Genomic DNA, 26,442 nt, shown 5'->3' with positions numbered 1-26,442 from the left:
GACGATCAGCCGACCGATCCCACGGTCGCCAGGCTTGTCCGGACATCTGCACGCACCCGCAAACAGTCCGTGACATTCTGAGCACAAACTGTCACCAAAGACCGCGCCCAAGGCAACGATCACTTGCTGCAGGCCAGCAACTCGCGCCTGGGACGGGCTAGGTCATCGGGAGCGGTGCCGGGCGACCGCGCTCGCGGACTCCTCGTCGCCGTCCGCGCGGAGGCCGTCGATCACGCCGTCGATATCGGCGTCCGGCCGGTTCTGGCTGAGCTTGACCTTCGCCTCGATCCGGCTGATCGCGAGCTCCACGCCGACGATCGCGCGCAACTGCCCGACGACGAACTTCTCCGGGGCATCGTCCACCGACCACGGCTCGGCTCGACCGGCTTCGTGGTGGTCCGACAGCCGCCGTACGACGTCCGCCACCCAGGCCGGGTCGTCGTGCACGGTCAGCGTCCCGTAGACGTGTGCGGTCACGTAGTTCCACGTCGGGACGACCCGGCCGTGCTCCCGCTTGGACGCGTACCACGCCGGCGAGACGTACGCGGCCGGACCACGCGTGATCACCAGAGCCTCGCCGATCGCGGGCTGGCGCCAGTGATCGTTGTTGCGGGCGAGGTGCCCGAGCAGCACGTTCCTCGAGCGGTCGTAGACGAACGGCAGCATCGTGGCCACCAGACCGTCCGGAGTCATCGTCACCAGGTCGGCTGCCCCATGGTGGGTCAGCAGCTCGTGGACCGCCTCGTCATCGGCAGCGAAGTGCTTCGGTACGTACACAACTCCAGCCTCACCGACGCGCTCAGGGCCCGATAGATCCAATCCGCGCGGGCTTCGTCAGTCCACTCAGTGACTGACTTCGTGCTCCCACTGGTCGCGCGGTTGGGTGTGGAGACGCCAGTAGTGGTCCGCGATGTCGTCCGGGTCGTACGCCGTACCCGGCGCCACCGCTCCGCCGACCGTGACGCTGGCCGCGTGGATGCCGGCGTCGCCGTACTGCTGGTCGAGCAGCGTGACCAGCGTCCGTACGCCGGCCTTGCCGAGCGACAGACTCGCGTAGTCCGGCTTCGGCTCGGGCATCCCGCCGGTGATGATGAACGACCCGCCGCCACGCTCAGCCATCGCCGGTACGACGTACGCCGCCGTGGTGATCGCCCCGACCACGTTGACCGCCCACGCGTCCAACTGCTGCCGAGCGGTCAGGTCACCGACGGCGTCCGGCCGGACGATCGCAGCGTTGTAGACCACCACTTCCGGTACGCCGTGCTGCTCGACGACCCGGTCGAGTGCCGCACGCAGGCCCACCTCGTCCGTGCTGTCGGCCGTCAGCGCGAGCACGTCGCCGGTGATCCCGTCCGCGACTGCCTTCACAGTCGTCTCCGACCGGGCGATCAGCCCGACACTCAGCCCGGCGCCCGCAAACCGTCTCGCCACGGCCGCGCCGATCCCCGGGCCGGCCCCTACCACCACAGCTCCTGCCATACCGGGACCGTAAAGCCTCACATCAATGTCAGAGTCAAGTCAGTCTTTGAGCGCGGCGGCCGACTCGTAGTCCCGGCGCCAATCGCCGGTGGGCGGGAGGATGACGCGCTCGGTGCCGGCGGCCTCGTACGCTTCCAACTGCTCCGGCGAATCCAGCTGCGGCGCGACGACGGTCGCCTTGAGTGGCGCCCGGTCATGCAGTTGGTTGATCTGGTCGAGCGCGGCCTTGACGTCTTCGGGCGACAGCGCGATCGTCGCCCAGCCGTCGCCGTACCTGGCCGCTCGCCGGAAGGCCGCCTTGCCGTTGCCTGCGACCACAATGGGAGGGACCGCCGACCCCGGCGCGATCGTTGCCTCCAGCCCGGGCTCGAGGGTCGTCGGCTTTCCCGCGACCAGATCGGGCAGTACGGCGAGCGCCTCGTCCGTCAGCCTGCCGCGGTCGGCGAATGACACACCCGCTGCCCGCCAGCCGATGTCGCCGTGCGCGGGATTGCCGGTGCCGACGCCGAGCACGAGGCGGTTGCCGGACACGAGTTGCAGCGTGCTCACCTGCTTTGCCGCCCACGCAACCGGCCGCAACGCCAGCAGCATCACGTTGAACCCGACCGTGATCCGCTCCGTCACCGCCGCCGCGGTCGCCAGCACCACCGAGCTCTCCAGCATCGGCGCACTCGCGATCAGGTGATCCGTCGACCAGACCGAGTCAAGTCCGATCTCCTCGGCGAACCGCGCACTCTCCCGCACGTCGCCGAGAATCGGCTTCGACGGGTCCGGCGTCGACGTCGGCAGGATCACTCCGATCTCAACTGTCATGACCACCCTCAACTCCGTTGCGTGCGGAGTTGTTCCGGACTCCCGCTGTCCGCTACTGGCCTTAGGGTCGTCGGCGTGCGGGTCTTGAGTACGCGGGCGCTGGGACGGGCACTGCTCGAGCGGCAACTGTTGCTCGAGCGCGTCGACTTGCCAGTGGTCGCAGCAGTCGAGCGGGTCTTCGGGCTGAACGCGCAAAACCCTTCGCAAGTTGACCGACCTCGCAGCCATCGAGACCGAGGCCCTGCGCCTCTTGGCCTTCACCCACCCCTCGAACAGCCGTCGCATCGAGTTTCTTGCCGGGGAGGGCTGACTGGGGTGGACTGCGGTGCTGCGTCGGGAAAGGATGAGCGGGCCGACTGGGGAGGTCTGTGATGACCCATCTTCTTCGTGACAGCGACGCGATGACGGTCTATGTCGGATGTCCTGAGGATCAGATGCCGGACGCCGACTACATCGCGAGCCGGACGACCGGCGCCTTCGTGCTGAGCCGGGGCGCGACGCTGCTCAAGGACCAAGGCTCCTTCCGGACACACGCCGATCCCGTCGGGCATCCGTTCTGTGTGTACGCCGGCGCGGTCGAGGCACCTCTGGTGGAGCGAGTGGTGTTCGACTGCTACAGCTTCCCCGACGGCGCCCAGCCCGCGATCAGGCGTGCTGAGGACCTCGGGGCGATCCACATGCCACCCAACAAGTCCACGTCCCAGTGCTACGCAGACCCGTCCGGCCACCCCTTCTGCCTATGAAACTCGGAGCGCTCACGATCATGTCGAGTCGGCCACGCGAGCTGGCCCGCTTCTACTCGCGGCTGCTGAAGTGGCCGTACATCCGGGAGGAAGGACCGCGGACGGGGGAGCCGCCGGAAGCCGGGTATGCGCTGGTCTGCCCGCCCGATGGAGTCGCGGAGCCGGCGCTGAACTTCGACTACGAGGTCAACTACCGCCGACCGCACTGGCCGGCTGTCGAAGGCGAGCAGACGTCGACCATGCACCTCGACCTCGGCGTCGACGACCTCGAAGCAGCGGTCGCCTGGGCTCTCGACTGCGGCGCCACTCTCGCCCCCGTCCAACCACGCCCCGACGAACACCGCGTCATGCTCGACCCCGACGGCCACCCGTTCTGCCTCTGCCTCAACTGACCGCGGCGCTCACTGGCGGCTGGTTGCGCCGCTGGCGTGTTGCAACCGGCCAGCGGTGGCACAACCCGCTAGCGGGGCGAGCTGGTCAGGCTGACCAGGTGACGCGGGCGGCGACGAAGCTGCGGCCCTCGAACAGGATCTCGCCACCGATCTCCCCGGCCAGCTGCTCGCCGGTCAGGTATCGCTTGTAGATGCGGTGCCGGGAGCCGTCGTTCAGCGTCCGGTCCATCCACTGCTCGGGCCCGACCCCCGGGCGGATCGCCGTGTCGACCACGACCAACTCGGCGGCCACCCGCCGTACCTCGGCCAGAAACGCCGTCCGCTCATCCGGCGGCAGATGCCCGTAGAAGTGCCCGGTCAGCACCCGGTCGAACGCCTGGTCGGCCACCGGCAACCGCAACGCATCACCCACGACACCCCGCGGCACCCGCGGCCGCGCGACCTCGAGCATCGAACGACTCCGGTCGAGCGCGACGGTCATCCCGCGCAGGTGCTGCGTCAGGAACCCGGTGCCACAGGCAACATCCAGCGTCCTGGCGGCCGGCAACCCGCGGATCACCTCGACCAGCCGATCGACGTCGTCGGCCCAGCCCGGCGGGTTCCGCTCCGCGAACTGACCGAGCCCGAGGTACCACTCGTCGTACTCACCGGCCCGGCGCTCGTAGTAGGCGGCCGTCCCGTCGTCCCGAGCGAAGGCAGGCACCGGATCCCACATACGTAAAGTCTTACCTCTCGATGCCGGTCCTGTGAAAGCCCTTTACGGCACGAAGGACCGGGGCCGTCTCGACGGTGTGGACTCCGGGCAGCGCGGACACGTGCTCGGTGAGGTAGCGGTAGAGGTGCGTCGAGTCACGGCAGATCGCGTGCGCGACGACGTTGGTCGGCCCGGTGGTGACCGCGACGAACGAAATCTCCGGATGTGCCGCCAGCTCATCGGCCACCGACGCGGCTGGCTGAGCAGTTATCCACAGCCGTGCCTCAGCCCGGTACCCGAGCGCTGCCGGCGGGACCTCTACGTCGAACCTCAACACGCCAGTACGGCGGAGGTGGTCCAGCCGGCGGGCGACGGTCGACTGAGACCAACCGGTTGCTCGGACGAGTTCGGCGTACGGCGCCCGGCCGTCGACGCTGAGGACCTCGAGCATCCGCTGATCCCGATCCGCGAGGACCACCTCGGCGTCCAGCAACTCCGGATCCGGTCGCCGGCGGAGGCGCGCCTCCCGATGCGCGTCCAGAACGTCGATCGCACCCCATCGCGGCAGCCGGCCCTCGGGCAGCAGTTCGTGAGCACTCACCCCGAGTACGCCGCGACTCCACTGCAGTTCCTCAAACAGCACCTGGTCGTCACGCGCCGGCTGACAGTCGCAACTGATCTCGGTCCCGCCGGACAGCACCTGTACCCACAACGTGTCCGCCCGCCGGGCCAGGGCGTCCGCGATCGACTCGGCGACGTCCGGCGTACAGCGGATGCGGACCGTCCACCAGCGATACCCGAGCCGGACTCCGTCGGCGATTCCGACAACCCGCAGTACGCCGCCCGCCCGCAACCGCCGGTATCGACGGGCGACCGTGTGCTCCGAAACCCCGAGCACCTCGGCCACAGCACTGAACGGCACCCGCCCATCGATCCGCAGCGAGTGCACCAGCCCGCGATCGATCTCGTCCAGGGTGACGGATTGGGCCACGATCTGACTCTATCGCGCTAGATATCCCCATAATTGTCCACAGGTGTGTACAACCGAGATCTCTTGCCGCTGATGAGAGCCCCGGCGCTATGGTCCCGTTGTGGAACTCGAAGACGTCCGGGTCGCCGTCTACGCGACCTTCGCCCGGGAGGGCCGACCGCCCACCGCGGCCGAGCTCGCCGACCGGTTCGAGGTACCGGCCGAAGCGATCCGCCGTGCGTTGCGGGAGCTGGCAACCGGCCGCCATCTCGTCCTCGACGACGCCGGAAGCATCGTCATGGCCCACCCGTTCTCCGCTGTCCCGCTGGGGTTCTCGGTGATGGGAAGCTCCACCCTGTGGTGGGGCGGGTGCGCGTGGGACTCCTTCGCCATGCCCCACTTGCTCACCTGGGAGTCAGAAGTGCTCGTCGCGACCAGGTGCCCAGCGTGCTCCACCCCGCACGCGTGGAACGTCACCCGTGACGCACCACCCCCGGGCGACCAGATCGCCCATTTCCTGATCCCCGCAGCCCACATGTGGAACGACGTCGTCAAGACCTGCGCCCACCAGCGCATCTTCTGCAACGAGAACTGCCTCGCCGACTGGCTACGGGAGACCGCGAACGACCGCGGCTACGCGATGGACCTGCCCACCCTGTGGCGCCTCGCCTCCGACTGGTACACCGGCCGCCTAGACCACGGCTACACCCGCCGAGACCCAACCCAATCCGCCGACTACCTACGCACCACCGGTCTGTCCGGCCCCTTCTGGGGGCTGTGAGCTGAGCATGGGGTCGACCGGTTGAACCTCGTTGGAGACGAGCTTCAATGGCCTGTCGCGCCGTCGATCGCCTCTCGGATGATGTCGGCGTGACCGTTGTGCCGCGCGGTTTCCTGGATCATGTGGACCAGGATCGCCCGCAAGTTGGCCTCCGCTCCCGACGGCGTCGTGACCACGTCGTCGAGCCCCCCGGCGGCCACGACCGCCCGGGCCCGCTCGCAGGTCAGTAGGTATTGCCCGACGAGGGCGTCGGCCGTCTCATCTGGACCGACGCGAAAGTCCGCATCTGGGTCATTGCCCGTCGAGAACAGATCTGGCTCGAGCGACCCTCCGTAGATCCTGAGGAACCAGCCATGCTCTGTCTCGGCCAGGTGTTTCACCAACCCCAGCAGGCTGAGCCCGGACGCCGTCATCGGCCGGCGCAACTGCTCTCCATCGAGCCCTTCCAGCTTGCGAAGCAGGGTGGCGCGGTGGAAGTCGAGCTGCTGTGTCAGCGACTCACGCTCGTCACCCAAACGATCCGGCACGACCCGCTCCACGGGCGAAGTGAACACCATGCGCCGACAATACGATCGCCACACGACAGGCCAGACGACTACGAACTCCCCGGCAACCACGGTGCTCGACCACAGTCCACGGCAGTTGCTGCACAGCAGATAGCTGCACCGATCCACCTGGGACTCGCACCCTGCGAGCTCGCGGGACCACGGTGCAGTCGATGGCGGGCGACGCAGGAGCACGCAGATGCGCGCAGCAGCGCGCCGAGCTGCGGGTGGGTGGGAGCGGCGCGGAGCGCGGCGACGGAGGAGCCGGGCGTGTGCCGCGGGGGAAAGAAACTTGTGGAGACGAGGGGACTTGAACCCCTAACCCCTGCCTTGCAAAGGCAGTGCTCTGCCAGTTGAGCTACGCCCCCGTGGGGGTTTGGTCAGCGGCCCGGGGTGACCGGGTCGACGGCCTCGGCCCAGAGGTCCTTTTCCGCGCGGGACTGCTGGGTCTTCTTGTAGGCGAAGTATCCACCGATGCTGGCCACCAGCACCAGCAGGATCTTCTTCAGCACCGGGACTCCTCGGATCGGGGTTCACGATCGTGATGGTGGGCCTAACTGGACTTGAACCAGTGACCTCTGCCTTATCAGGGCAGCGCTCTAACCGTCTGAGCTATAGGCCCGCGTTGCGGGGTCGAACCCGGGAGAGATTACCGCACCAAGTGCCCTACTCCCAAACCGGTTCCGGCCAGGCCGCGGACGGGCCCGGCCGGAGACCACGAATGCCTGTCAGTCCTCCGATGCCAGCGTGACTTCGAGGCCGCCCAGCAGCGTGGCGGCGATGTTGTAGAGGAAGGATCCGAGCGTCGCCAGGGCGGTGATGATGAGCACGTCCGCGCAGGCGAGCAGCGTGGTGAATCCCATCACCTTGCCGGTGTTGATGTAGTTCTCGATCCGGAACGGCTCGGCCGCCGGCGTCCCCAGCACCTCGGTGACGGTGTTGTTGATGTTGTCGAACACACCGGCCGCGCCGATCGCGGACCAGACGATGAAGACCGCGACCCAGGTGACGATGCCGAACGCGATCGCCAGCAGGAACGACGTCTTCATCACCGACCACGGATCGATGCGGGACATCCGCAGCCGCGCCTTGCGGGTCTGCGGCCGGCTCGACGTCTTCGGCACTTTCTGGGTCTTCACGGCAGCCCTGTGCTCCGCTTTCTCCGGCTTCGCGTCCTTGACCGCCGCGGCCTTGTCCAGCACTGCCTGCCGAGCCGCGCTGACCCGGTCGCCGAGACCGCCTGGCTTTGCGCCGTCCTTCGCGGTCACCCCGTACGACGAAGCACCAGCCGCCGGCGCACCAGCGCCGGGAGCACCCGCACCCGGAGCGGACCAGGGCTCAGGGCGCCCCGGCGTACTCGGGCCAGGGTTGGCCGGACGGGACGTAGGACGAACCGGCGGCTGCTGTGGCGGCCGCACCGGTCCGGACTGCGTCGTACCGGGCCGACCGGACTGTGACTGACCGGCGCCAGGCTGACCAGCGCCAGGCTGGCCGGTCGGGCCGGACGGTGACGCACCGGACTGACCCGGTCGCGGCTGGGCACCGCCGGACGGCCGGTAGTCGGCTGATCTGGGCTGGCCGTTGCCGCTCGCGGCAGTGGAACGACCGTTAGAGGCCGGGTTGGCCGGTGCGGTGGACTGCTTCCCGCCCTGCGATGGCCGCTGGGTCTTGGAGCTGTCCGCCGCGCCGTCGGGCCACGTCGGCCTCGCGCGGTTGGTCATCAGTTACCCTCCTGGCCGGCTTCGTCGTCTTCGACGGTAGCCGCGCCGTCGACGTCCGTCGAACGCTGGTCATCATTCTGGACGCTCTCAGGGGTGGATTCGGTTGTCGATCCGTCCACATCCTGGGCACCTTCTTCGGAGGATGTACCCGCTTCGGCGGCCTCGGATTCGTCGCCGTTGCCGTTCAGGCTGAGATCGGTGTTCCGGGCGATCGCGACGACCGCGTCGGACTCGCCGACCCCGGCGAACCGGACGCCCATGGTGTCGCGGCCCTTGACCGGCACACTGTCGACCCGGCTGCGGACGACCTGACCGCTGGCCTTGATCGCCAGCACCTGGTCCTCGTCGACCACGATGATCGCGCCGACCAGCGACCCGCGCTCGTCGTTCAGCTTGACCGCCTTGATGCCCAGACCGCCGCGACCCTGCTGCCGGTACTCCGACACGCGGCTGCGCTTGGCGTACCCGGCGTCGGTCACGGTGAAGACGTACTGCGCGTCCTCCTCGGAGCCGGCCCGGATCACCGACATCGACAGCAGTTCGTCGCCGGGACGGAACTTCATGCCGGTCACGCCGGAGGTGGCCCGGCCCATCGGGCGGAGCTGCTCGTCGTTCGCGGTGAACCGGATCGACTGCCCCTTGCGGGAGACCAGCAGCAGATCGTCCTCGGCGGTGGCCAGGTCGGCGCCGATCAGCTCGTCGTCCTCCTCGCGGAAGTTCACCGCGATGATGCCGCTCTGCCGCGCCGAGTCGTAGTCGGTCAGCGCCGTCTTCTTGACCAGGCCCCGCTTGGTCGCCAGCACCAGGTAGTCGGACTGCTCGTAGTCACGCAGCGTCAGCACCTGCGCGATCTCTTCGTCCGGCTGGAAGGAGAGCAGGCCGGCCACGTGCGAGCCCTTCGCGTCCCGGGCGGACTCGGGCAGCTGCCACACCTTGGCCCGGTAGACCCGGCCCTTGGTCGTGAAGAACAGCATCCAGTGGTGGTTCGTGGTGGCGAAGAAGTGGCTGATCTCGTCCTCGGCCCGCAACTGGGCGCCGCGGACCCCCTTGCCGCCGCGGTGCTGCACCCGGTACTGGTCGGTCTTGGTCCGCTTCGCGTACCCGCCGCGGGTGATCGTGACGACCACGTCCTCGTCCGGCACCAGGTCCTGCACGGAGAGGTCGCCGTCGGCCGCGATGATCTCGGTACGGCGCTCGTCGCCGTACTTGTCCACGATCTCGGCGAGCTCGTCGCGGACGATGGTCCGCTGCCGCTCCGGGCTGGCCAGGATGTCCTCGAGGTCGGCGATGATCGCCTCGAGCTCCTGCAACCGCTCGATGATCTTCTGCCGTTCCAGGGCGGCCAGCCGGCGCAGCTGCATGTCCAGGATCGCCTGCGCCTGGATTTCGTCGATGTCGAGCAGCTGGATCAGGCCGCTGCGCGCCTCGTCCACGTCCGGGCTGCGCCGGATCAGCGCGATCACCTCGTCGAGGGCGTCCAGCGCCTTCACGTAGCCGCGGTAGATGTGCGCGTTCTTCTCCGCCTCGCGCAGCCGGAACCGGGTCCGCCGCTGGATGACCTCGATCTGGTGGTCGATCCAGTGGCTGATGAACAGGTCCAGGCTCAGCGTGCGCGGTACGCCGTCCACCAGCGCGAGCATGTTGCACCCGAAGGTGTCCTGCAGCTGGGTGTGCTTGTAGAGGTTGTTCAGTACGACGCGGGGCTGAGCGTCCCGCTTCAGCACGATCACGAGCCGCTGCCCGGTCCGGGACGAGCTGTCGTCGCGGATGTCGGCGATGCCGTTGATCTTGCCGGTGTTCACCAGCTCGGCGATCTTCTGCGCCAGGTTGTCCGGGTTGACCATGTACGGCAGCTGGGTGACGACCAGGCTGGTGCGGCCCTTCGCGTCCTCCTCGATGTCGACGACCGCGCGCATGGTCACCGAGCCACGGCCGGTGCGGTACGCGTCGTCGATGCCCTTGTAGCCGACGATCAGGGCGCCGTTCGGGAAGTCCGGGCCCTTGATGTTCTGCAGGCAGGCCTCGAGCAGCTCCTCCTGGGTCGCGTCCGGGTGCGCCAGCGACCACTCGACGGCGGCGGCGACCTCCCTCAGGTTGTGCGGCGGGATCTGGGTCGCCATCCCGACCGCGATCCCGGACGAGCCGTTGACCAGCAGGTTCGGGAAGCGGCTCGGCAGGATCACCGGCTCCTGCGACTTGCCGTCGTAGTTGGGCCGGAAGTCGACCGTGTCCTGGTCGATGTCGCGGACCATCTCCATCGCCAGCGGCGCCATCCGGCACTCGGTGTACCGCATCGCGGCGGCCGGGTCGTTACCCGGTGAGCCGAAGTTGCCCTGGCCCTGGATCAGTGGCGCCCGCATCACCCACGGCTGGGCGAGCCGGACCAGGGTGTCGTAGATCGCCGAGTCGCCGTGCGGGTGGTACTGACCCATGACGTCACCGACGACGCGGGAGCACTTCGAGAAACCACGGTCCGGCCGGTAGCCGCCGTCGTACATCGCGTAGAGGATGCGGCGGTGCACCGGCTTGAGGCCGTCGCGGACCTCGGGCAGCGCGCGGCCGACGATGACCGCCATCGCGTAGTCGAGGTACGACTGCTGCATCTCGGTCTGCAGGTCGAGGGGCTCGACCCGGTCGTGGCCCGGCGAGGTGGGGGTCTCGGTCATGGAAAATCCCGTTCAGATCAGGTACGTCGGTCAGCGGCGAGCGGAATCAGAGGTCGAGGCTGCGCTAGATATCGAGAAAGCGAACGTCCTTGGCGTTGCGCTGGATGAAGCTGCGCCGCGCCTCGATGTCGTCGCCCATCAGCGTCTGGAACGTCTCGTCGGCACGCACCGCGTCGTCCAGCGTGATCTGCAGCAGCACCCGGTTGGCCGGGTCCATCGTGGTCTCCCACAGCTCGTTCGCGTTCATCTCGCCCAGACCCTTGTATCGCTGGATCGGGTTCTCCTTGGGCAGCTTCCTGCCCGCCTCGGCGCCGGCCTCGAGCAGCCCGTCGCGCTCCCGGTCGGTGTAGGCGAGCTCGTGCGCCGAGTTGCTCCAGCGGATCTTGTACAGCGGCGGCTGGGCCGCGTACACGTGACCGCGCTCGATCAGCGGCCGCATGAACCGGAACAGCAGGGTCAGCAGCAGGGTCCGGATGTGCTGGCCGTCGACGTCGGCGTCGGCCATCAGCACGATCTTGTGGTACCGGAGCTTCTCCTCGTCGAAGTCCTCGTGGATCCCGGTGCCGAGCGCGGAGATGATCGCCTGCACCTCGTTGTTCTGCAGGACCTTGTCGATCCGGGCCTTCTCGACGTTCAGGATCTTGCCCCGGATCGGCAGGATGGCCTGGAACTTCGGGTCCCGGCCGCCCTTGGCGGAGCCACCGGCCGAGTCACCCTCGACGATGTAAACCTCGCACTCCTCCGGGTTGGTCGACTGGCAGTCGGACAGCTTGCCCGGCAGCCCGCCGCCACCCAGCAGGCCCTTGCGGTTGCGGGCCAGGTCGCGCGCCTTCCGGGCCGCGATCCGGGCGCTCGCCGCGGCGGTCGCCTTCCGGATGATCTCGCGGCCCTCGGCCGGGTTCTGCTCGAACCAGGCGCCGAGCTTGTCGTTCACGACCCGCTGGACGAAACCCTTGACCTCGGTGTTGCCGAGCTTGGTCTTGGTCTGGCCCTCGAACTGCGGCTCACCCAGCTTGACCGAGATGATCGCGGTCAGGCCTTCCCGGATGTCGTCACCGGTGAGCCGGTCCTCCTTCTTCTTGATCATGCCCTGGTCCTCGCCGAACGAGTTGACCAGTGAGGTGAGCGCGGCCCGGAAGCCTTCCTCGTGGGTGCCGCCCTCGTGGGTGTTGATCGCGTTCGCGAAGGTGTGCACGGACTCCTGGAACGAGCCGCTCCACTGCAGCGCGACCTCGAGGCTCATGCTGTTCTCGCCGTTCGACGCGGCCTCGAACGAGATCACGTCGCGGTGCACGGTCTCCCGGATGCCGGTCAGGTACTTCACGTAGTCGACCAGGCCGTTGTCGTACTTGAACGACTGCTCGACCGGGTTACCGTCCTCGGTGTGGTCCGGCCGCTCGTCCCGGATCACGATCTCCAGGCCCTTGTTCAGGAAGGCCATCTCGCGGAACCGGGTGGACAGCGTCTCGTAGGAGTACGTCGTGGTCTCGAAGATGTCCGGGTTCGCCCAGAAGGTGATCGTCGTACCGTGCGCGTCGGACGGGCCGACTTCGGCCAGCTCCTCGTCCGGCACGCCCATGGTGAAGGACTGGGTGTACTCCATGCCGTTCTGCTCGACGTCGACCCGGAGCCGGGTGGACAGCGCGTTCACCACGGACACGCCGACGCCGTGCAGACCGCCGGAGACCTTGTAACCGCCGCCGCCGAACTTGCCGCCGGCGTGCAGCACGGTCAGCACGACGGTGACGGCCGGCTTGCCCTCGGACTCGACGATGCCGACCGGGATGCCGCGGCCGTTGTCCACGACCCGGATGCCGCCGTCGGCGAGCAGGGTGACGACGATCCTGTCGCAGACGCCTGCCATCGCCTCGTCCACCGCGTTGTCGACCACCTCGGTGACCAGGTGGTGCAGTCCGCGCTCACCGGTCGAACCGATGTACATCCCCGGCCGCTTCCGGACCGCGTCGAGGCCCTCGAGGACCTGGATCGCGCTGGCGTCGTACTCCCGCTCCACGACGTTGGAGGGGATCTCACTGTCGGGTACGACGGTGCCGATGGGGTCGGCGGACTGGTTGGCGTCGATCTCGGTCGGCTCGTCGGTCACCGGTGGTTGTCCTCCTCGGACCTCGCGTCTGCGAGGCATCGCGGCACAGTGGAAGCCGCCCCCCACAGTGTTGTCAGAGGTGCGGCTCGCCCTACACCGTCCATTCTACCTGTCGACGGAAGCAGAACCTGCCATCAGGAGGCCGAAACTGTGGACAGGGCGTCTTTTCGCCCTCCTCGCCATGTCCCCTCTCGCGGGTAGGGGGCTCAAAAGCGCTCACGGGCGCTCAGCGGCCTCGGACCGGTCCGGATCCGGCGGTCTCCGGGTCGAGCCGGAGTGGACCGGTCCAGACCGCTCAGCCTACGGCCCGACGAGTGGCCGTCGCGGACCCACGGACCTTTAGGATCGCTGCCGTGGAAAGTCTCGACGACGTCATCGACGCCATGATCGCCGACCGGGTGATTCACCGGCACCGGCGCAAATGGCTGATCGCGATCGCCCTCGTCGTCGTCCTCGCCCTGGTGGTCCTGGCCACCGGCGGCTGGAAGGAGCGGAAGGGCCGCACGGTGCCGACGCTGTCCGCACCGGTGACCGTCGAGGCCGGCAAGTGGGAGTACAACTTCACCAAGGCCGAGATCCGGGTCAAGAAGGCGGGGGAGTACAGCGACCCCGAGACCGAGCTCCGGGTCTACTTCGACCTGAAGAACATCGACGAGGAGGAGATGACCAGCGACAGCCTGCCGGGCAAGCTGCTGGTCTTCGTCCCGGGCGGCGGCGCGGAGTACGTCGACTCCAACGGCGCGGACTGCCGCGGCGAGCTGAACTGGGTGATCGTCTACGGACTGCCGCCGGAGAGCTGCTACACCACCTTCAAGGTGGCGCCCGACTTCACCTCGGACCTGGTCGAGATCGGGGTCCAGGGTGAACGGTACGAGTCCGACGACAGCCTGTTCGGCGCCAACGACGATCCGTACTGGCAGAACGAGCGGCCGGACGCTGTCGTCCAGCTGAAGCCCGAGACCGTCGACGTCACGGAGGGCGACAAGTGAAGCTCTATCGGCCGGCCACCGTGCTCGTCGGCATCCTGTTCGTCCTGCTCGGTGGCGTCACCCGGCTGGCCGCCCCGGAGCAGGTGTTCGAGGACCAGAACCTGATCGCCGTCCGCGGCACGATCGGCGAGCCGCTGAAGTACGCCGGTTCGGACTCCACCGTGACCGTCACCCGGATGAAGTTCGCCAAGACCCTGGTCGAGGAGGACGGCAGCGACGACGACAAGCCGTTCGAGACCAACGGCGTCTACGTGGCCCTCGAGTGGGACACCGTGCGCGGCGTGCAGAAGCCGGCCAACACCGGCGCCCGCCTGATCGCCGACGGCGGCACGAACTACGAGCCGATCGGCGGACTGACCGACTCCGGGATCGACTTCCCCGAAGCGGGTTTCGCCAAGACCGGCGCGATCGTCTTCGAGGTGAACCCGACCGACCTCAAGGGGCTCAAGCTGCAGATCCGGCCGAGCATGTTCTTCACCGTGCTGAACTCGTACGTCGAGGTCGACCTCGGCATCCCGAGTGAAGAAGTCGCCCAGCAACTCGTCGACGGCGCCGAGGCGCAGTACGTGCTGCAGGACCCGGTGACCCGGGTGGCGTCGTCATGAGGGGCCTGAACCGCGCGGCCCGGCTGGCCGCCCAGATCTCGCTGCTGCTGGCGCTGATGTCCACCAGCGCGTACATGCTGACCCGGGTCTACCTCGACGACGACGAGCGGATCTACAACGAGGGCAACATCAACGAGATGGCCACCAGCGGCGGGCCGGTCACGATCGGCCACGTCGAGTGGAAGCTGGACTCGCTGCAGCCCTACACCCGGATCGTCGACAAGAAGGGCGAGGAGATCGGGATGGGCGGCACCGCCGGCACCATCTTGATGATCGCCAAGCTGACCGCGACCCCGCGGCAGGGCGTCTACCTCAAGGACGGCGGCTTCACCTGCGGCGCGGACCTCTGGGACGACCGCGGCAACGTCTGGCAGCCCGGGCCGAACACCTCCGACTGGGAGCTGCCGACCAACTGCTACGCCGACGACAGTGACGACGACGGCAAGGACGAGAAGTTCGAGATCGACAAGCCCCGCCAGGTGGCGATGATCTACGTCATCCCGGCCGATGCCGCGTCACACGTCATCGGTGTGAGCATGCAGGACCGGGACGGCTTCCGCCGGGTCCTCATCGCCCCCTGACCTTCCCGTCGTACGGCGGCCGGCCGCGAAGGGCTCCCGCCGTACCCGGGTAAGTCAGGCGGAAGGCTGGGCCGACTTCTCGGCCTCGGCGGCCTCGGCGCGGCGCTCGCTGCTGACGGAGATGCACAGGTCGAAGGCGGCCGCGAGCAACGCGATCCGCAGCGTCTCGAAGATCGCGTTGTCGATCATCGAGGCGAGCTCGGCGTTCATCAGGCCCCAGCGTTCGCCGTGCACGCCAAGCGCCCGCTGGATCGCCACGAACGCCCACTCGTCACCGAGCACCCAGAACGTGTAGACCATGCAGACCACGCCCAGGAACACCGGCCCGACCCGCACCAGCAGCCGGAACGCGTTCAGCGTCGGGTAGAACTTCTCCCGCAGACCGCCGAGCACCAGGTTCGGCGCCTTGCTGGTGAGCGCGACCACCCGGTTCTGTTTCGGGGCCTCCTGCTCGAGCTGGCTGCCGAACCGCTGCTCGATGCGGGTCCCGCGGAAGACGCCACCGCTGGACAGCACCCGGTGGCCGAACACCACCGTGGTGATCGCCAGCCAGGTCAGCGGCTCGGCGACGCCCAGCTTGAACAGCGGCCAGAGGCTCTCCCAGAAGAAGCCCCAGAGGAACTCGAGACCGGCCGGGACCGGGATGTTGATGTCGGCGAAGAAGTCCTTCAGCCCGTCCCACCAGTCGACCGACCAGTACCAGAACGAGCGCCGCTCGAACCAGTTCTTGCCGTCGGCGATCGCGAACGGCGTGACGACGACGGTGATCAGCAGGAAGAACGCCTCGGCCCAGACCTGGACGAACTTGGCCGGCCGGCTCGGCCAGCGGTCGTCGACCGCCTGGATCACCCGGCGCAGCACCAGCAGGATGACGATCGCCGGCAGGTACTTGTGCCAGGCCCCGTTGCCCAGGTCGAAGAATCCGGAGCCGGGCTGCATGCCGCGCTCGACCATGTTGCTCACGTTGAGCTGGGAGACCTGGTTCTCCAGGAAGCCCCAGGCCGACCACACCGCCACCAGCGGCAGCAGCGTCACGGCCAGCAGCTCCATCAGGCCCTGCTGGGTCGGGTCCGACGTCTCCTCGGCCTTGTTGCTGGCCGCGTCCCGCCAGCGGTACAGCGAGTTCGCGCAGGCCCGGATCATGCCGACGTACGCCGCGATCTGGATCAGTACGCCGGCCGAGAACACTCCGACGCCGATACTCGAGTGCGAGTGCTCGGCGAGCCAGATCGCGCACTCCATGCAGACCTTGAACCCGACGTACCCGGCGAAGAACCAGGTCGTCATGGGCAGCAGGTTCCGCCACCACAACCGGAAGGTGTCTCCGATCAGGCGGACCATCTCGATGAAGCCGTCGACGATCGTGCGCATCGCGCCTGATCCTAGGGGAGCGTCGGGTCGCTTCGGCAATCTGCGCTCGAGGGACGGTCAGCCGTAGGTGTCGCGGGGACCGCGGCCGCCGCGGATCGTCCGCGGGCCCTTGCGCCAGGACGGGGCGTGTGGTCCCTGGACGTTGACTCGAGTGACGGTTCCTTCGCCGAGCTCGGCGTTCAGGCGACGCACCAAGTCCGGTGCGAGCATCTTCAGCTGGGTGGCCCAGGCGGTGGAGTCGGTCCGGACGGTGAGCTCGGTGTCCTGGTAGCTCTCCGGCTTGCAGTGCTCGGCCATCTCCGGCCCGACGATCGCCGGCCAGCGCGCCATCACGCCGTGTACGGCGACATCCACCTCCCACCCCTGGTCCCGCATCAGCCGGCCGAGGGTGTTCGTCAGCTTCTGCGGATCCCGGTCGTCCGGCCGCGCACTGCTGACCTGGGCGCCGTCGATCCGCGGCCGCCGGCGGGTGCGCTTGACCGGCTTGACCGGGCTCATGCCCTTCAGCCGGCCGGCGAGTGACTTCGCCAGGTCCAGCCCCTGCTTGTCGTGCTCGGTTTCACCCGGCGGCTCCGGAGCCGCTTCGCTCTCGAAGCCGCTCTCAGAGGAATTCCGGGGTTCAGGCACGGCTGACAGCTCCGTCGCCCACGTCGAACCGCGCACCGCTGAGCTGAGCGGGCACGTCAGCGCCCACCGCCGCCGTCACCAGCACCTGCTCGGCCGGCGCGACCAGCTCGGCCAGCCGGTCGCGGCGCTGCGTGTCCAGCTCCGCGAACACGTCGTCAAGGATCAGCACCGGCTCACCCCCATCCGCTCTGAGCAGTTCGTACGACGCCAGCCGCAGCGCGAGCGCGAACGACCAAGACTCACCGTGACTCGCGTACCCCTTCGCAGGCAAGTCCCCAAGCCCGAGTACGACGTCGTCGCGGTGCGGACCGACCAGCGACACCCCACGGTCGAGCTCGTCCTGCCGCTTCTCGTGCACCGCGTCGAGCAGCACCTGGGCCAGCTCCTCCCGGGACACGACACCGGGCTCGAGGACGACCGACGACTTGTACTCCAGCCGCGCATCACCCTTGCCTCGGGCAACAGCGTCATACGAGCTGGACACCAACGGGCGCAGCGATTCCAGCAGCTCGAGCCTGGTCGCGAGCAGCTCGGAGCCGGCGCGGGCGAGGTGGGAGTCCCACACCTCGAGCGTGCGCAGTTGCCCCTCCGCGGCACTCGACCGGTTCTGCCGACGCGCCATCGACGCGCTGCGGAGCAACGAGTTCCGCTGCTTCAGCACCCGGTCGTAGTCCTGCCGTACGCCGGCCATCCGCGGTGCCCGCAGGGTCAGCAACTCGTCCAGGAACCGGCGGCGTTCGGACGGGTCGCCCTTCACCAGCGCCAGGTCCTCGGGCGCGAACAGCACCGTACGGAGCAGCCCGAGCACTTCCCGCGGCCGCGGCACCGGCGACCGGTTCACCCGGGCCCGGTTTGCCTTCCCAGGATTGATTTCCAGCTCGACGATCACGTCCCGGTCGTACTGGCTGCGGATCTCGGTGCGCACGATCGCTCTGCTGGCGCCGGCTCGCACCAGCGGGGCGTCGTTCGCGACGCGGTGCGAGCCGAGGGTCGCGGTGTAGTGGATCGCCTCGACCAGGTTGGTCTTGCCGTGGCCGTTCGGCCCGACGAAGGCCGTCACGCCCGGGGCGAGCTGGACCTCCGCCTGCTGGTAGGACCGGAAGTCGAGCAGACCCAGGGCGGTGACATACACCTCAGTGCTTCGTGGGCGGCGTCGCGTACGACGGGTCCTCGGCGCCCTTGACCGCGTGACCGCCGAACTGGTTGCGCATCGCCGCGATCGCCTTCATCGCCGGCGAGTCCTCCTGCCGGGACGCGAACCGGGCGAACAGCGACGCGGCGATCGCCGGCACCGGTACGGCGTTGTCGATCGCGGCCTCGACCGTCCACCGGCCCTCACCGGAGTCCTCGGCGTACCCACGGATCTTGTCCAGGTGGGTGTCTTCCTTGAGCGCGTTCACCATCAGGTCCAGCAGCCAGGACCGGATCACGGTGCCCTCGCGCCAGGACTCGAACGTCTCCGGGACGTTGTCCACGATGTCCGCGGCCTCGAGCAGCTCGAAGCCCTCGGCGTACGCCTGCATGATCGCGTACTCGATGCCGTTGTGGACCATCTTGCTGAAGTGGCCGGCGCCGACCTTGCCGGCGTGCACGAAACCGAAGTCGCCCTCGGGCTTGAGCGCCTCGAAAATCGGCATCAGCGTCGCGACGGTGTCGTTGTCGCCGCCGCACATCAGTGCATAGCCGTTCTCGAGACCCCAGACGCCGCCGGAGACACCGCAGTCGACGAACCTGATGTCCTTCTCGGCCAGCTGCGCCGCGCGACGGGTGTCATCGGTCCAGCGGCTGTTGCCGCCGTCGATCACGATGTCGCCGGGGGAGAGCAGGTCGGCGAGCTCGGTGATGACCGGGTCGATGGCCTGCACCGGGACCATCACCCAGACCACCTTCGGCTGGCCGTCGGCCGTGAGCTTGCCGACCATCTCGGCCAGGTCCTTGGCGTCGGAGATGTCCGGGTTGTGATCGAACCCGACCACGGTGTGCCCCGCGTTGCGGATCCGCTGGCGCATGTTGCCGCCCATCTTGCCGAGACCGACAAGGCCGAGCTCCATCGTGCAATCCCCTTGTTCTGTTGGCTTTCAGCTGTTGAGGCGGACCGGCATCAGCACGTACCGGAACTCGCTGATCGGTTCGCCGTCGAAGTCCCGCACACCGGTCAGCTCGGCCGGCTTGGTCGCCTGCGTGAACGCCAGGTGGGCGACCGGCGTGCCGATCGCGTTCAGGCCGTCCAGCAGGTACGTCGGGTTGAAGCCCACAGTAACCGGGTCACCGGAAACCCGGGCCTCGATCGACTCGGACGCCTGCGCCTCGTCGCCGCTGCCGGCGTCGAGGGTCACGCTGTCCTCGCTGAAGGTCAGCCGCACCGGAGCGTTCCGCTCCGCGACCAGGGCGACGCGCTTGACCGCCTCGACCAGCGTCGCGGTGTCGATCCGGACCCGGGTCGCGATCGCCGAGTCGGTCGGGATGATGCCGCGGACCTTCGGGAACTCACCGTCCAGCAGCCGCGTGGTGGCGCGTCGGTTGCCGCCGGACACCTCGCCCTCGAAGCCGACGATGCCGTCACCGGTACCGGGCGCGGCCAGCGAGACGATCACGTCCGAGCCGGTCATCGCCTTCGCGGTCTCGGACAGCACCCGGGCCGGCACCAGCGCCGCCGCGGAGGCGTCAGGGGACTGCGGGTTCCACTCGAGCTCACGGATGGCGAGCCGGTAGCGGTCGGTGGCGAGCAGCGAGATCGTGGATCCCTCGATCTCTACTCGGACACCGGTCAGCACCGGAAGCGTGTCCTCGCGACCGGCCGCGGTCACCACCTGGGAGACCGCCTGGGCGAAGACGTCGCTCTTCACCGTCCCGCTCGCGGCCGGAAGCTCCGGCAGGGCCGGATATTCCTCTGTGGGAAGCGTTTGGAGGGTGAACCGCGAACTGCCGCAGGTCACTTGAGCCTTGGCGCCGTCCACGGCGATGTCCACAGGCTGGTTCGGAAGACTCTTCGAGATGTCGGCGACGAGCCGGCCGGAGATCAGGCACTTGCCGCTGTCGGCCACCTGCGCGGGGACGGTGACCCGGACCGAGGTCTCGTAGTCGAAGCCGGACAGGGTGATCTGCCCGTCCTCGGCCTCGACCAGAAGGCCGGCAAGGATCGGGACGCTGGGACGACTGGGCAAACTGCGCGCGGCCCAGGCCACCGACTCGGCCAGTACGTCGCGCTCGACGCGAAACTTCACCGCTGGGTGCCTCCTGATTCGGCTGTGTGCCAGGCAGATCCTGCCACGGACAAGTGTGATGTGCGCCAACCGGGCGTGACGTGGCGCTTCGGGCGGGTCGCGTCGGCGTCGTTCCTGCTCGTTCTGAAGACCGCGTTCGGGTGCTTCTGAAGACAGCCTGACAGGTCCGCCCAACCGGCGCGAGACCGGGGTTTTCCCCAGATCGAGCCGCTCGTTCGTTTTGTGGACTGGGAACTCTCTACAGATTCCATAGGGTTCTTAGCACCGGTGGATACTGTGGAAAAGCGACGAGTTCGCAGGTCAGACCGCATTTCGGCCTGGGGACGCCGTGTGGACGAATCTCGCTTGGGCTGAGGACGCCTGAGGATGACGAAATCTGTCCCCACAGCGAATCCACAGCACACCCGGCTGTGTCCACCGCAATACCCACAGTTTTCCACAGGTGTATCCCCAACCTGTGTGGTTCGTGTGACCGCGCTGTAGCACTCGGCGTGCAGGCTCCCGGGCGCGGTCACGGACCTCATTGCTGCTTGGCCTGGTGCTTGATCCGGTTGGTCAGCTCGGTCACCTGGTTGAAGACGCTGCGCCGCTCCGACATCAGCTGCCGGATCTTCCGCTCGGCGTGCATCACCGTGGTGTGGTCGCGGCCGCCGAACTGCTGGCCGATCTTCGGCAGCGACAGGTCGGTGAGCTCGCGGCACAGGTACATCGCGATCTGCCGTGCGGTCACCAGCACCCGGCTGCGGCTCGACCCGCACAGGTCGTCGATCGACAGGCCGAAGTACGACGCCGTCTGGCCCATGATCATGCTGGCCGTCACCTCGGGCTTGCTGCCCTCGGGGATCAGGTCCTTCAGCACGATCTCGGCCAGGCTCAGATCGACCGGCTGCCGGTTCAGGCTGGCGAACGCGGTGACCCGGATCAGCGCGCCCTCGAGCTCACGGATGTTGGTCTGCACCTTCGACGCGATGAACTCCAGCACCTCCGGCGGCGCGGTCAGCCGCTCGGTGGCCGCCTTCTTCCGCAGGATCGCGATCCGGGTCTCGAGGTCCGGCGGCTGGATGTCGGTGATGAGGCCCCACTCGAACCGGTTCCGCAGCCGGTCCTCCAGCGCTTCCAGGCGCTTCGGCGCGCGGTCGGAGCTGATCACGATCTGCTTGTTCGCGTTGTGGAGCGTGTTGAAGGTGTGGAAGAACTCTTCCTGGGTCTGGATCTTGCCCTCGAGGAACTGGATGTCGTCGATCAGCAGGACGTCGACGTCGCGGTACCGGCGCTGGAACTGGGACGCCTTGTCGTCGCGGATCGCGTTGATGAAGTCGTTGGTGAACTCTTCGCTGGACACGTACCGGACGCGGGCCCCGGTGTAGAGGCTGCGGACGTAGTGACCGATCGCGTGCAGCAGGTGGGTCTTGCCCAGCCCGGAGTCGCCGTAGATCAGCTGAGGGTTGTACGCCTTGCCGGGCGCCTCGGCCACAGCGACCGCGGCGGCGTGCGCGAACCGGTTCGAGCTGCCGATGACGAACGTCTCGAACGTGTACTTCGGGTTCAGCCGGGCTTCGCCCTGCGCCTCGGTCGCCGGCTGGGTCGGGGCCGAGCCGTTTGGCGGCGGTGCGACGGAGCCGAACTGCTGCTGCGGAGCTCCCAACTGCGGCGCGCCGAGGTGTGGCGCGGCTTGCTGTGGCGCGCTGTGCTGCGGCGCATTTTGATGTGGTGCACCGTGCTGCGGTGTCGGTGCGGTTGGCTGGTCGTAGCGCTGGGCCGGCTCTGGGCGTTGCTGCGGCGCGGGCTGCCCGAAGTGCTGTCCAGAGTGCTGACCAGGATGCTGACCGGCGTGCCCTGAATGCTGCCCTGGGTGCTGGCTGCTGGTGTCCGGGTCGGTCAGGGACGACTGGATGCTTGGCTGGAAGGAGCCTTCGGTCCGCAGCGGCTCGCGTACGGCGGGCTGTGGCGGCGACTGTGGTTCGCGCAGTTCGGGGTCCAGTGACGGGTCGACCGTGACCGCGATCCGGATGTCCCGGCCGAAGCTCTCGGTCAGTATGCGCTCGAGGTCCGGGCGGAGCCGGGTCTCGAGCTGACCGCGGGTGAAGTCGTCCGGCACCGCGACGATGGCGGTGCTCTCGTGCAGCGTGACCGGCCGTGAGTTGGTCAGCCACGCGCGCTGGTTCGGCGGCAGGCCCGCGAGCACCCGGGTCCAGGCGTCGTTGAGGTTCATCACCGGAGCCGGTCCCGGGACATCAGGTACGGCCGGTCGGGTCTCCGCACTGCTGTTGTCCGCACGCCCATCACCCTCGTTCCGCATCACGCCGGCCGGTTCGCGCTCACTGTTGTAATGAGGCGCGAGACCACCGCGTTGATTCAGGTCACTGCCGTAACGCTGCGGCTGCTGCTCACTGCTGTGGTGAACTGCCGACTGCTCGGCGGCGTACTGCGGGTGCTGCTGCGGGTCGCCGCCGTACTGAGCCGTCTGCGGCTGAGCGCCGTACTCCGGCGTCTGCTGTGGTGCGGTGTACTGGCCGAAGCGCTCGGCACGGGGTGCTTCGACCGAGTACTTGTCGTTCTGTACGTCGGCGTACCTCAGGTTGTCGCCGACCGCCGGCGCGGAGCCGAAGTACGGCGTACCGGGCGCGGGCGTCGCGCCGGGAAGAGCGGGCGTCGTGCCAGGAAGATCAGTGGCGGCGCGCTCCAGGTCCGAGCGGTAACCGTCGGGACGGTAGCCGTCGCCGACCGGGGTCGACGGGTAGCCGAGCTCGCTCTGGGTGCTGGGAGGGGTGGGGCCCTCCACGGGTTCAGCCCGCGGCACCAGACCCGGCTCGGGGGTGATCCCCGGCCTGAACTCCGCTCCGGCGTCCCCTGCGAATTCCGCACTGGCGGAATGGTCCTCGACCACGCGTTGCTCCCCGAATCCATCGCTGCGGTGGCCGGCGCATTCCGGTGACCCGGGCGGCGCGACCGTTAGACCCGACATCGTGCGGCCGCTGCGTCGTTTCCGGCTCGGCGTGACCGCTCTTGTCCGCGGCCGGCCGCCGTACTGTCCACACGGTTGTCCACAGATGTGAACGACGGGTGGAGCAGGTTGGTTACCAGTTGCGGGATGTGGGACCTCTGGTGTGAGGGGCTGACGCTAACAAGTCGGGCCACGCTGCTTCAAGCCGTCATCCACAGGCTATGAACCCAAAATTGGGGGCAACCTGCGGCGTGTCGAGTGGACAGCGGAGCGTAATCATGGTGCTGGAGCCCACTGTGACGGCCAGCTGACCGATCGTGTGCCGACTATTCTGTCCACAAGCCTGTGGAAAACCCTGGGGATGACTGGTTTGACCTGTCCACAGGCGGCCACGTACCGTGGATCGGTCGGTGTTGAGCCGGCCGTTTCGTGCTGCGCTCCCTGCGGGACCACATTCAGGTTCTTGAGTGGTGTGCAGGACTGCACCAGCGGCAGATCTATCAGTGGATTTGTCGATAATTGTGATCTCGAGTAACCGGAGTCATTCCAGTGAGCAAGCGGACGTTCCAGCCGAACAACCGTCGCCGGCACAAGAAGCACGGCTTCCGTCTTCGGATGCGTACCCGTGCGGGTCGCGCCATCATCGCTGCCCGCCGTGGCAAGGGCCGTCAGCGCCTCGCGGCCTGAGCGGTCTTCTCGACGGTGACCACCCCGTGTTGCCTGCGTCGAACCGGTTGCGCCGGTCCGACGACTTCCGCCGCGCAGTCCGGTCCGGACGGCGTGCGGGCAGGCGCGCGGTGGTGGTCCATCTGTTCCGGCGGGACGAGGCTGCGGCCGAACCCGCTCGTGTCGGATTCGTGGTGAACAAGGCGGTGGGCAACGCGGTTCTGCGGAACCGGGTCCACCGCCGCCTGCGTGCCGTCCTGGCCACGCGGCTCCCCGACCTGCCGGCCGGCAGCCTGACCGTCGTTCGCGCCCTTCCGTCGTCCGCCTCGGCGTCGTACGACGAACTGGTCGCGGACGTGGACGGCGCCTTGGCGCGGTTGCTGGGGTCACGATGAAGATCAACCCCGTCAAGTACGGGATCATCGGTTTCCTGAAGCTCTACCGGACCTTCGTCAGCCCGATGTACGGGCAGGTGTGCAGGTTCTACCCAAGTTGTTCGGCGTACGCCCTGGAAGCGGTCGAACGCCACGGTGCGGTGCGCGGTTGCTGGCTGGCGATGAGGCGACTCATTCGCTGCCACCCGTGGAACCCCGGAGGCTACGACCCCGTTCCACCCACAGATGTCGACCAGCGCGGAGACTCGATCTCCGCCAATCAGCCCGGATCGTCCGCCGACGCCGGGCCCGTGCAGCGAGGTGCTTGAGTGACTCTTCTGGCCATCCCCCAGCTCGCGTTGTGGGACGGGATCGTAGACCTGTTCAACGCCATCATGACGCCGCTGTACTGGGCTGTCTCGGCGCTGCTCGTCGGATGGCACTGGCTGCTCAGCCTGGTGCTTGACCCGGACGGCGGCTGGGCCTGGGCGCTGTCGATCGCCGGTCTGACCGTCGTCATCCGGACCCTGCTGATCCCGCTGTTCGTGCGGCAGATCCGCTCCAGCCGGAACATGCAGCTGCTGCAGCCCAAGATGAAGGAGCTGCAGAAGAAGTACGGCCATGACCGGGAGAAGCTCGGTCAGGAAATGATGAAGCTGTACAAGGAGACGGGCACCAACCCGTTCTCCTCGTGCCTTCCGCTGCTGCTCCAGTCGCCGGTCTTCCTGGCGCTGTTCCGGGTGCTCGACGGCGCCTCGAAGGGCGAGGCCCACAGCAGCATCATCGAGCCGCAGATCGAGTCGCTGCGACACGCCACCATCTTCGGCGCCGAGATCTCGCAGACCTTCCTGCGGGCCAGCGGCCCAGGCGCCACGAACGTCAAGATCGTCGCGATGGTCCTCATCATCCTGATGACGACGACGATGTTCATCACTCAGCTGCAGCTGATGCGCAAGAACATGCCGAAGGAGGCCCTCGAGGGCCAGGCCGCGCAGATGCAGAAGATCATGCTGTACGTCTTCCCGATCTTCTTCCTGGTCGGTGGCTTCAACTTCCCGATCGGTGTGCTGATCTACTGGTTCGTCTCGAACCTGTGGACGATGGGCCAGCAGTTCTACGTGATCCGGCGCAACCCGGCTCCCGGCACCCCGGCGTACGACGCGATGGAGGCCCGGAAGCGCGAGCACAACCTGCGCGCCGGCCGCCCGGCCGAGGAGGGTCTGGCGGGCGCCGAGGGTACGACTGAGACCGTCACGGACCGTCGTCCGGCGCAGCGGCAGCAGCCGAAGCGGCAGTCGCGCAGCGACCGCAAGGGCGGAGGCACGCAGCCCTCGTCCGGCGGTGACACGGCCAGTGCCGAAACGTCCGCGAGCAACGGGCAGGCGTCGTCGGACGCCCAGCCCGCGGCGGCCAAGAAGACTCAGGCCGGTGCTGCCAAGAAGCAGCCGGCCGGCAAGAAGGGTACGACGGCGAAGCGCCAGCCCGCGGCGAAGTCTGCCGCGCAGAAGAAGGCGGCCCAGAAGAAGTCCGGCGGCTCCCGCTGACCGGTCGCCGGTAACCCTGCCTGCTTGTGTACACCTGGGTCCCCGTGGGGCGGATCTCGAGATTGTGAAGGAGTTGGCCGTGACCGACGGCACGCAGAACACCGAGGCGGCGGAGCAGCCCACCGCCAAGACGTCCACCTCGGATGAGCGGCTCAAGGCGCTCGAGGCGGAGAGCGACATCGCGGCCGACTACCTCGAGGAGCTGCTGGACATCGCGGACCTGGACGGCGACATCGACATGGACATCGACGGCGACCGCGCCGCGGTGTCGATCGTCGGCGCCGAGCTGAACAACCTGGTCGGCGAGAACGGCAAGGTGCTGGAGGCGCTGCAGGAGCTGACCCGGCTGGCGGTCTACCGCGAGACCGGCGAGCGTTCCCGGCTGATGCTGGACGTGTCGAACTATCGGGCCAACCGCAAGGCGGAGCTCGAGGAGGTCGGTCGCAAGGCGGTCGACGAGGTGAAGGCGACCGGCGCTCCGGTGCGGCTGGACCCGATGACGCCGTTCGAGCGGAAGGTTGTCCACGACGTCGTCGCGGCCGCCGGGCTGACCAGCGAGTCCGAGGGCGAGGAGCCACGCCGCCGCGTCGTCGTCCAGCCGGCCTGATC

26 protein-coding genes, 2 tRNA genes and 1 pseudogene are annotated in these 26,442 nt (G+C 68.1%); 11 read left to right on the top strand and 18 right to left on the bottom strand.

Annotated features, from left to right (window positions below; translation table 11 throughout):
- Positions 1-162: 162 nt before the first annotated feature.
- The 3 genes from ACIBL3_RS03090 to ACIBL3_RS03080 all read right to left on the bottom strand — a co-directional run bounded on the left by ACIBL3_RS03090 (position 163) and on the right by ACIBL3_RS03080 (position 2,292).
- Positions 163-777 (bottom strand): FMN-binding negative transcriptional regulator, encoded by a 615-nt coding sequence (locus ACIBL3_RS03090; protein WP_396351486.1) that lies wholly within the window; start codon positions 775-777, stop codon positions 163-165.
- A gap of 66 nt (positions 778-843) precedes the next feature.
- Positions 844-1,479, bottom strand: a complete 636-nt coding sequence (locus tag ACIBL3_RS03085) for an SDR family NAD(P)-dependent oxidoreductase (protein ID WP_396351485.1) — start codon at positions 1,477-1,479, stop codon at positions 844-846.
- A gap of 39 nt (positions 1,480-1,518) precedes the next feature.
- Positions 1,519-2,292: an LLM class flavin-dependent oxidoreductase gene (locus ACIBL3_RS03080; protein WP_396351484.1), complete on the bottom strand. Its 774-nt coding sequence runs from the start codon at positions 2,290-2,292 to the stop codon at positions 1,519-1,521.
- Between the two features lie 371 nt (positions 2,293-2,663).
- Here ACIBL3_RS03080 and ACIBL3_RS03075 point away from each other — a divergent pair, with 371 nt between their 5' ends.
- On the top strand, positions 2,664-3,035 hold the full coding sequence (locus ACIBL3_RS03075; protein WP_396351483.1) for a hypothetical protein: 372 nt from the start codon (positions 2,664-2,666) through the stop codon (positions 3,033-3,035).
- Complete coding sequence (locus tag ACIBL3_RS03070) at positions 3,032-3,427, top strand: VOC family protein (RefSeq protein ID WP_396351482.1); 396 nt, start codon at positions 3,032-3,034, stop codon at positions 3,425-3,427. Before ACIBL3_RS03075 ends, ACIBL3_RS03070 begins: the two co-directional genes overlap by 4 nt.
- 85 nt (positions 3,428-3,512) lie before the next feature.
- Here ACIBL3_RS03070 and ACIBL3_RS03065 read toward each other — a convergent pair whose 3' ends face one another.
- Both ACIBL3_RS03065 and ACIBL3_RS03060 read right to left on the bottom strand, forming a co-directional pair.
- The gene (locus tag ACIBL3_RS03065) at positions 3,513-4,142 is read right to left on the bottom strand and encodes a class I SAM-dependent methyltransferase (protein WP_396351481.1); all 630 of its coding nucleotides are present in this window, start codon (positions 4,140-4,142) and stop codon (positions 3,513-3,515) included.
- A 10-nt stretch (positions 4,143-4,152) separates the two neighbouring features.
- On the bottom strand, positions 4,153-5,112 hold the full coding sequence (locus ACIBL3_RS03060; RefSeq protein WP_396351480.1) for an Lrp/AsnC family transcriptional regulator: 960 nt from the start codon (positions 5,110-5,112) through the stop codon (positions 4,153-4,155).
- A gap of 100 nt (positions 5,113-5,212) precedes the next feature.
- On the opposite strand from ACIBL3_RS03060, the gene merB reads away from it, so the two are divergent.
- Positions 5,213-5,872: an organomercurial lyase gene (gene merB, locus ACIBL3_RS03055; protein ID WP_396351479.1), complete on the top strand. Its 660-nt coding sequence runs from the start codon at positions 5,213-5,215 to the stop codon at positions 5,870-5,872.
- A 44-nt stretch (positions 5,873-5,916) separates the two neighbouring features.
- Here merB and ACIBL3_RS03050 read toward each other — a convergent pair whose 3' ends face one another.
- From ACIBL3_RS03050 to gyrB, 7 genes are all read right to left on the bottom strand, one after another.
- Positions 5,917-6,429: a DinB family protein gene (locus ACIBL3_RS03050; protein ID WP_396351478.1), complete on the bottom strand. Its 513-nt coding sequence runs from the start codon at positions 6,427-6,429 to the stop codon at positions 5,917-5,919.
- Positions 6,430-6,712: 283 nt separating this feature from the next.
- Positions 6,713-6,785, bottom strand: a tRNA-Ala gene (locus ACIBL3_RS03045).
- Positions 6,786-6,797: 12 nt separating this feature from the next.
- Complete coding sequence (locus ACIBL3_RS03040; RefSeq protein ID WP_233712472.1) at positions 6,798-6,929, bottom strand: DLW-39 family protein; 132 nt, start codon at positions 6,927-6,929, stop codon at positions 6,798-6,800.
- A 33-nt stretch (positions 6,930-6,962) separates the two neighbouring features.
- A tRNA-Ile gene (locus ACIBL3_RS03035) sits at positions 6,963-7,039 on the bottom strand.
- A 106-nt stretch (positions 7,040-7,145) separates the two neighbouring features.
- Entirely contained in the window at positions 7,146-8,138 is a 993-nt protein-coding gene (locus tag ACIBL3_RS03030; protein ID WP_396351477.1) for a DUF3566 domain-containing protein, read from the bottom strand.
- Positions 8,138-10,804, bottom strand: coding sequence for a DNA gyrase subunit A (gene gyrA / locus ACIBL3_RS03025; protein WP_396351476.1), 2,667 nt, complete (start codon positions 10,802-10,804; stop codon positions 8,138-8,140). The genes ACIBL3_RS03030 and gyrA overlap by 1 nt, the downstream gene beginning before the upstream one ends.
- Before the next feature lie 64 nt (positions 10,805-10,868).
- Positions 10,869-12,947, bottom strand: a complete 2,079-nt coding sequence (gene gyrB, locus ACIBL3_RS03020) for a DNA topoisomerase (ATP-hydrolyzing) subunit B (RefSeq protein WP_396351475.1) — start codon at positions 12,945-12,947, stop codon at positions 10,869-10,871.
- A gap of 314 nt (positions 12,948-13,261) precedes the next feature.
- On the opposite strand from gyrB, the gene ACIBL3_RS03015 reads away from it, so the two are divergent.
- Genes ACIBL3_RS03015 through ACIBL3_RS03005 form a run of 3 tightly spaced genes read left to right on the top strand, consistent with a single transcriptional unit; the run spans position 13,262 to position 15,083 of the window.
- Positions 13,262-13,897, top strand: a complete 636-nt coding sequence (locus ACIBL3_RS03015; protein WP_396351474.1) for a hypothetical protein — start codon at positions 13,262-13,264, stop codon at positions 13,895-13,897.
- The gene (locus tag ACIBL3_RS03010) at positions 13,894-14,502 is read left to right on the top strand and encodes a hypothetical protein (RefSeq protein ID WP_396351473.1); all 609 of its coding nucleotides are present in this window, start codon (positions 13,894-13,896) and stop codon (positions 14,500-14,502) included. Before ACIBL3_RS03015 ends, ACIBL3_RS03010 begins: the two co-directional genes overlap by 4 nt.
- Positions 14,499-15,083 carry a hypothetical protein gene (locus ACIBL3_RS03005; RefSeq protein ID WP_396351472.1) on the top strand — a complete coding sequence of 195 codons (585 nt, stop codon included), beginning with the start codon at positions 14,499-14,501 and terminating at the stop codon, positions 15,081-15,083. The genes ACIBL3_RS03010 and ACIBL3_RS03005 overlap by 4 nt, the downstream gene beginning before the upstream one ends.
- 54 nt (positions 15,084-15,137) lie before the next feature.
- On the opposite strand, the gene ACIBL3_RS03000 is transcribed toward ACIBL3_RS03005, so the two are convergent.
- The 6 genes from ACIBL3_RS03000 to dnaA form a co-directional block, all read right to left on the bottom strand.
- The gene (locus ACIBL3_RS03000) at positions 15,138-16,454 is read right to left on the bottom strand and encodes a hypothetical protein (protein ID WP_396351471.1); all 1,317 of its coding nucleotides are present in this window, start codon (positions 16,452-16,454) and stop codon (positions 15,138-15,140) included.
- Positions 16,455-16,511: 57 nt separating this feature from the next.
- Positions 16,512-17,081, bottom strand: a complete 570-nt coding sequence (locus ACIBL3_RS02995; protein WP_396351470.1) for a DUF721 domain-containing protein — start codon at positions 17,079-17,081, stop codon at positions 16,512-16,514.
- Positions 17,074-18,213: a DNA replication/repair protein RecF gene (recF, locus tag ACIBL3_RS02990; RefSeq protein WP_396351469.1), complete on the bottom strand. Its 1,140-nt coding sequence runs from the start codon at positions 18,211-18,213 to the stop codon at positions 17,074-17,076. Before recF ends, ACIBL3_RS02995 begins: the two co-directional genes overlap by 8 nt.
- A 1-nt stretch (position 18,214) precedes the next feature.
- Positions 18,215-19,132 carry a phosphogluconate dehydrogenase (NAD(+)-dependent, decarboxylating) gene (gnd, locus tag ACIBL3_RS02985; RefSeq protein ID WP_396351468.1) on the bottom strand — a complete coding sequence of 306 codons (918 nt, stop codon included), beginning with the start codon at positions 19,130-19,132 and terminating at the stop codon, positions 18,215-18,217.
- 27 nt (positions 19,133-19,159) lie between these two features.
- Positions 19,160-20,305: a DNA polymerase III subunit beta gene (dnaN, locus tag ACIBL3_RS02980; protein WP_396351467.1), complete on the bottom strand. Its 1,146-nt coding sequence runs from the start codon at positions 20,303-20,305 to the stop codon at positions 19,160-19,162.
- Between the two features lie 520 nt (positions 20,306-20,825).
- Complete coding sequence (dnaA, locus tag ACIBL3_RS02975; protein WP_396352300.1) at positions 20,826-22,517, bottom strand: chromosomal replication initiator protein DnaA; 1,692 nt, start codon at positions 22,515-22,517, stop codon at positions 20,826-20,828.
- A 1,281-nt stretch (positions 22,518-23,798) separates the two neighbouring features.
- On the opposite strand from dnaA, the gene rpmH reads away from it, so the two are divergent.
- The 5 genes and pseudogenes from rpmH (at position 23,799) to ACIBL3_RS02950 (ending at position 26,440) form a co-directional block, all read left to right on the top strand.
- Positions 23,799-23,936, top strand: coding sequence for a 50S ribosomal protein L34 (gene rpmH, locus ACIBL3_RS02970; protein ID WP_130386492.1), 138 nt, complete (start codon positions 23,799-23,801; stop codon positions 23,934-23,936).
- 26 nt (positions 23,937-23,962) lie between these two features.
- Positions 23,963-24,310, top strand: a complete 348-nt coding sequence (rnpA, locus tag ACIBL3_RS02965; RefSeq protein ID WP_396351466.1) for a ribonuclease P protein component — start codon at positions 23,963-23,965, stop codon at positions 24,308-24,310.
- Positions 24,307-24,618 (top strand): membrane protein insertion efficiency factor YidD, encoded by a 312-nt coding sequence (gene yidD / locus ACIBL3_RS02960; RefSeq protein ID WP_396351465.1) that lies wholly within the window; start codon positions 24,307-24,309, stop codon positions 24,616-24,618. The genes rnpA and yidD overlap by 4 nt, the downstream gene beginning before the upstream one ends.
- Positions 24,619-24,684: 66 nt before the next feature.
- A pseudogene (gene yidC / locus ACIBL3_RS02955) lies at positions 24,685-25,605 on the top strand (membrane protein insertase YidC); the annotation flags it as partial.
- Between the two features lie 307 nt (positions 25,606-25,912).
- Positions 25,913-26,440 (top strand): protein jag, encoded by a 528-nt coding sequence (locus ACIBL3_RS02950; protein ID WP_396351464.1) that lies wholly within the window; start codon positions 25,913-25,915, stop codon positions 26,438-26,440.
- The last annotated feature ends 2 nt before the right edge of the window (positions 26,441-26,442 follow it).

Origin of the sequence: Kribbella sp. NPDC050124, assembly GCF_044460355.1 — a bacterium.
In the GTDB taxonomy this organism is placed as follows: domain Bacteria; phylum Actinomycetota; class Actinomycetes; order Propionibacteriales; family Kribbellaceae; genus Kribbella.
Note: the sequence above shows the minus strand (reverse complement) of the source record. Positions and strands in the feature narration are given on the sequence as shown.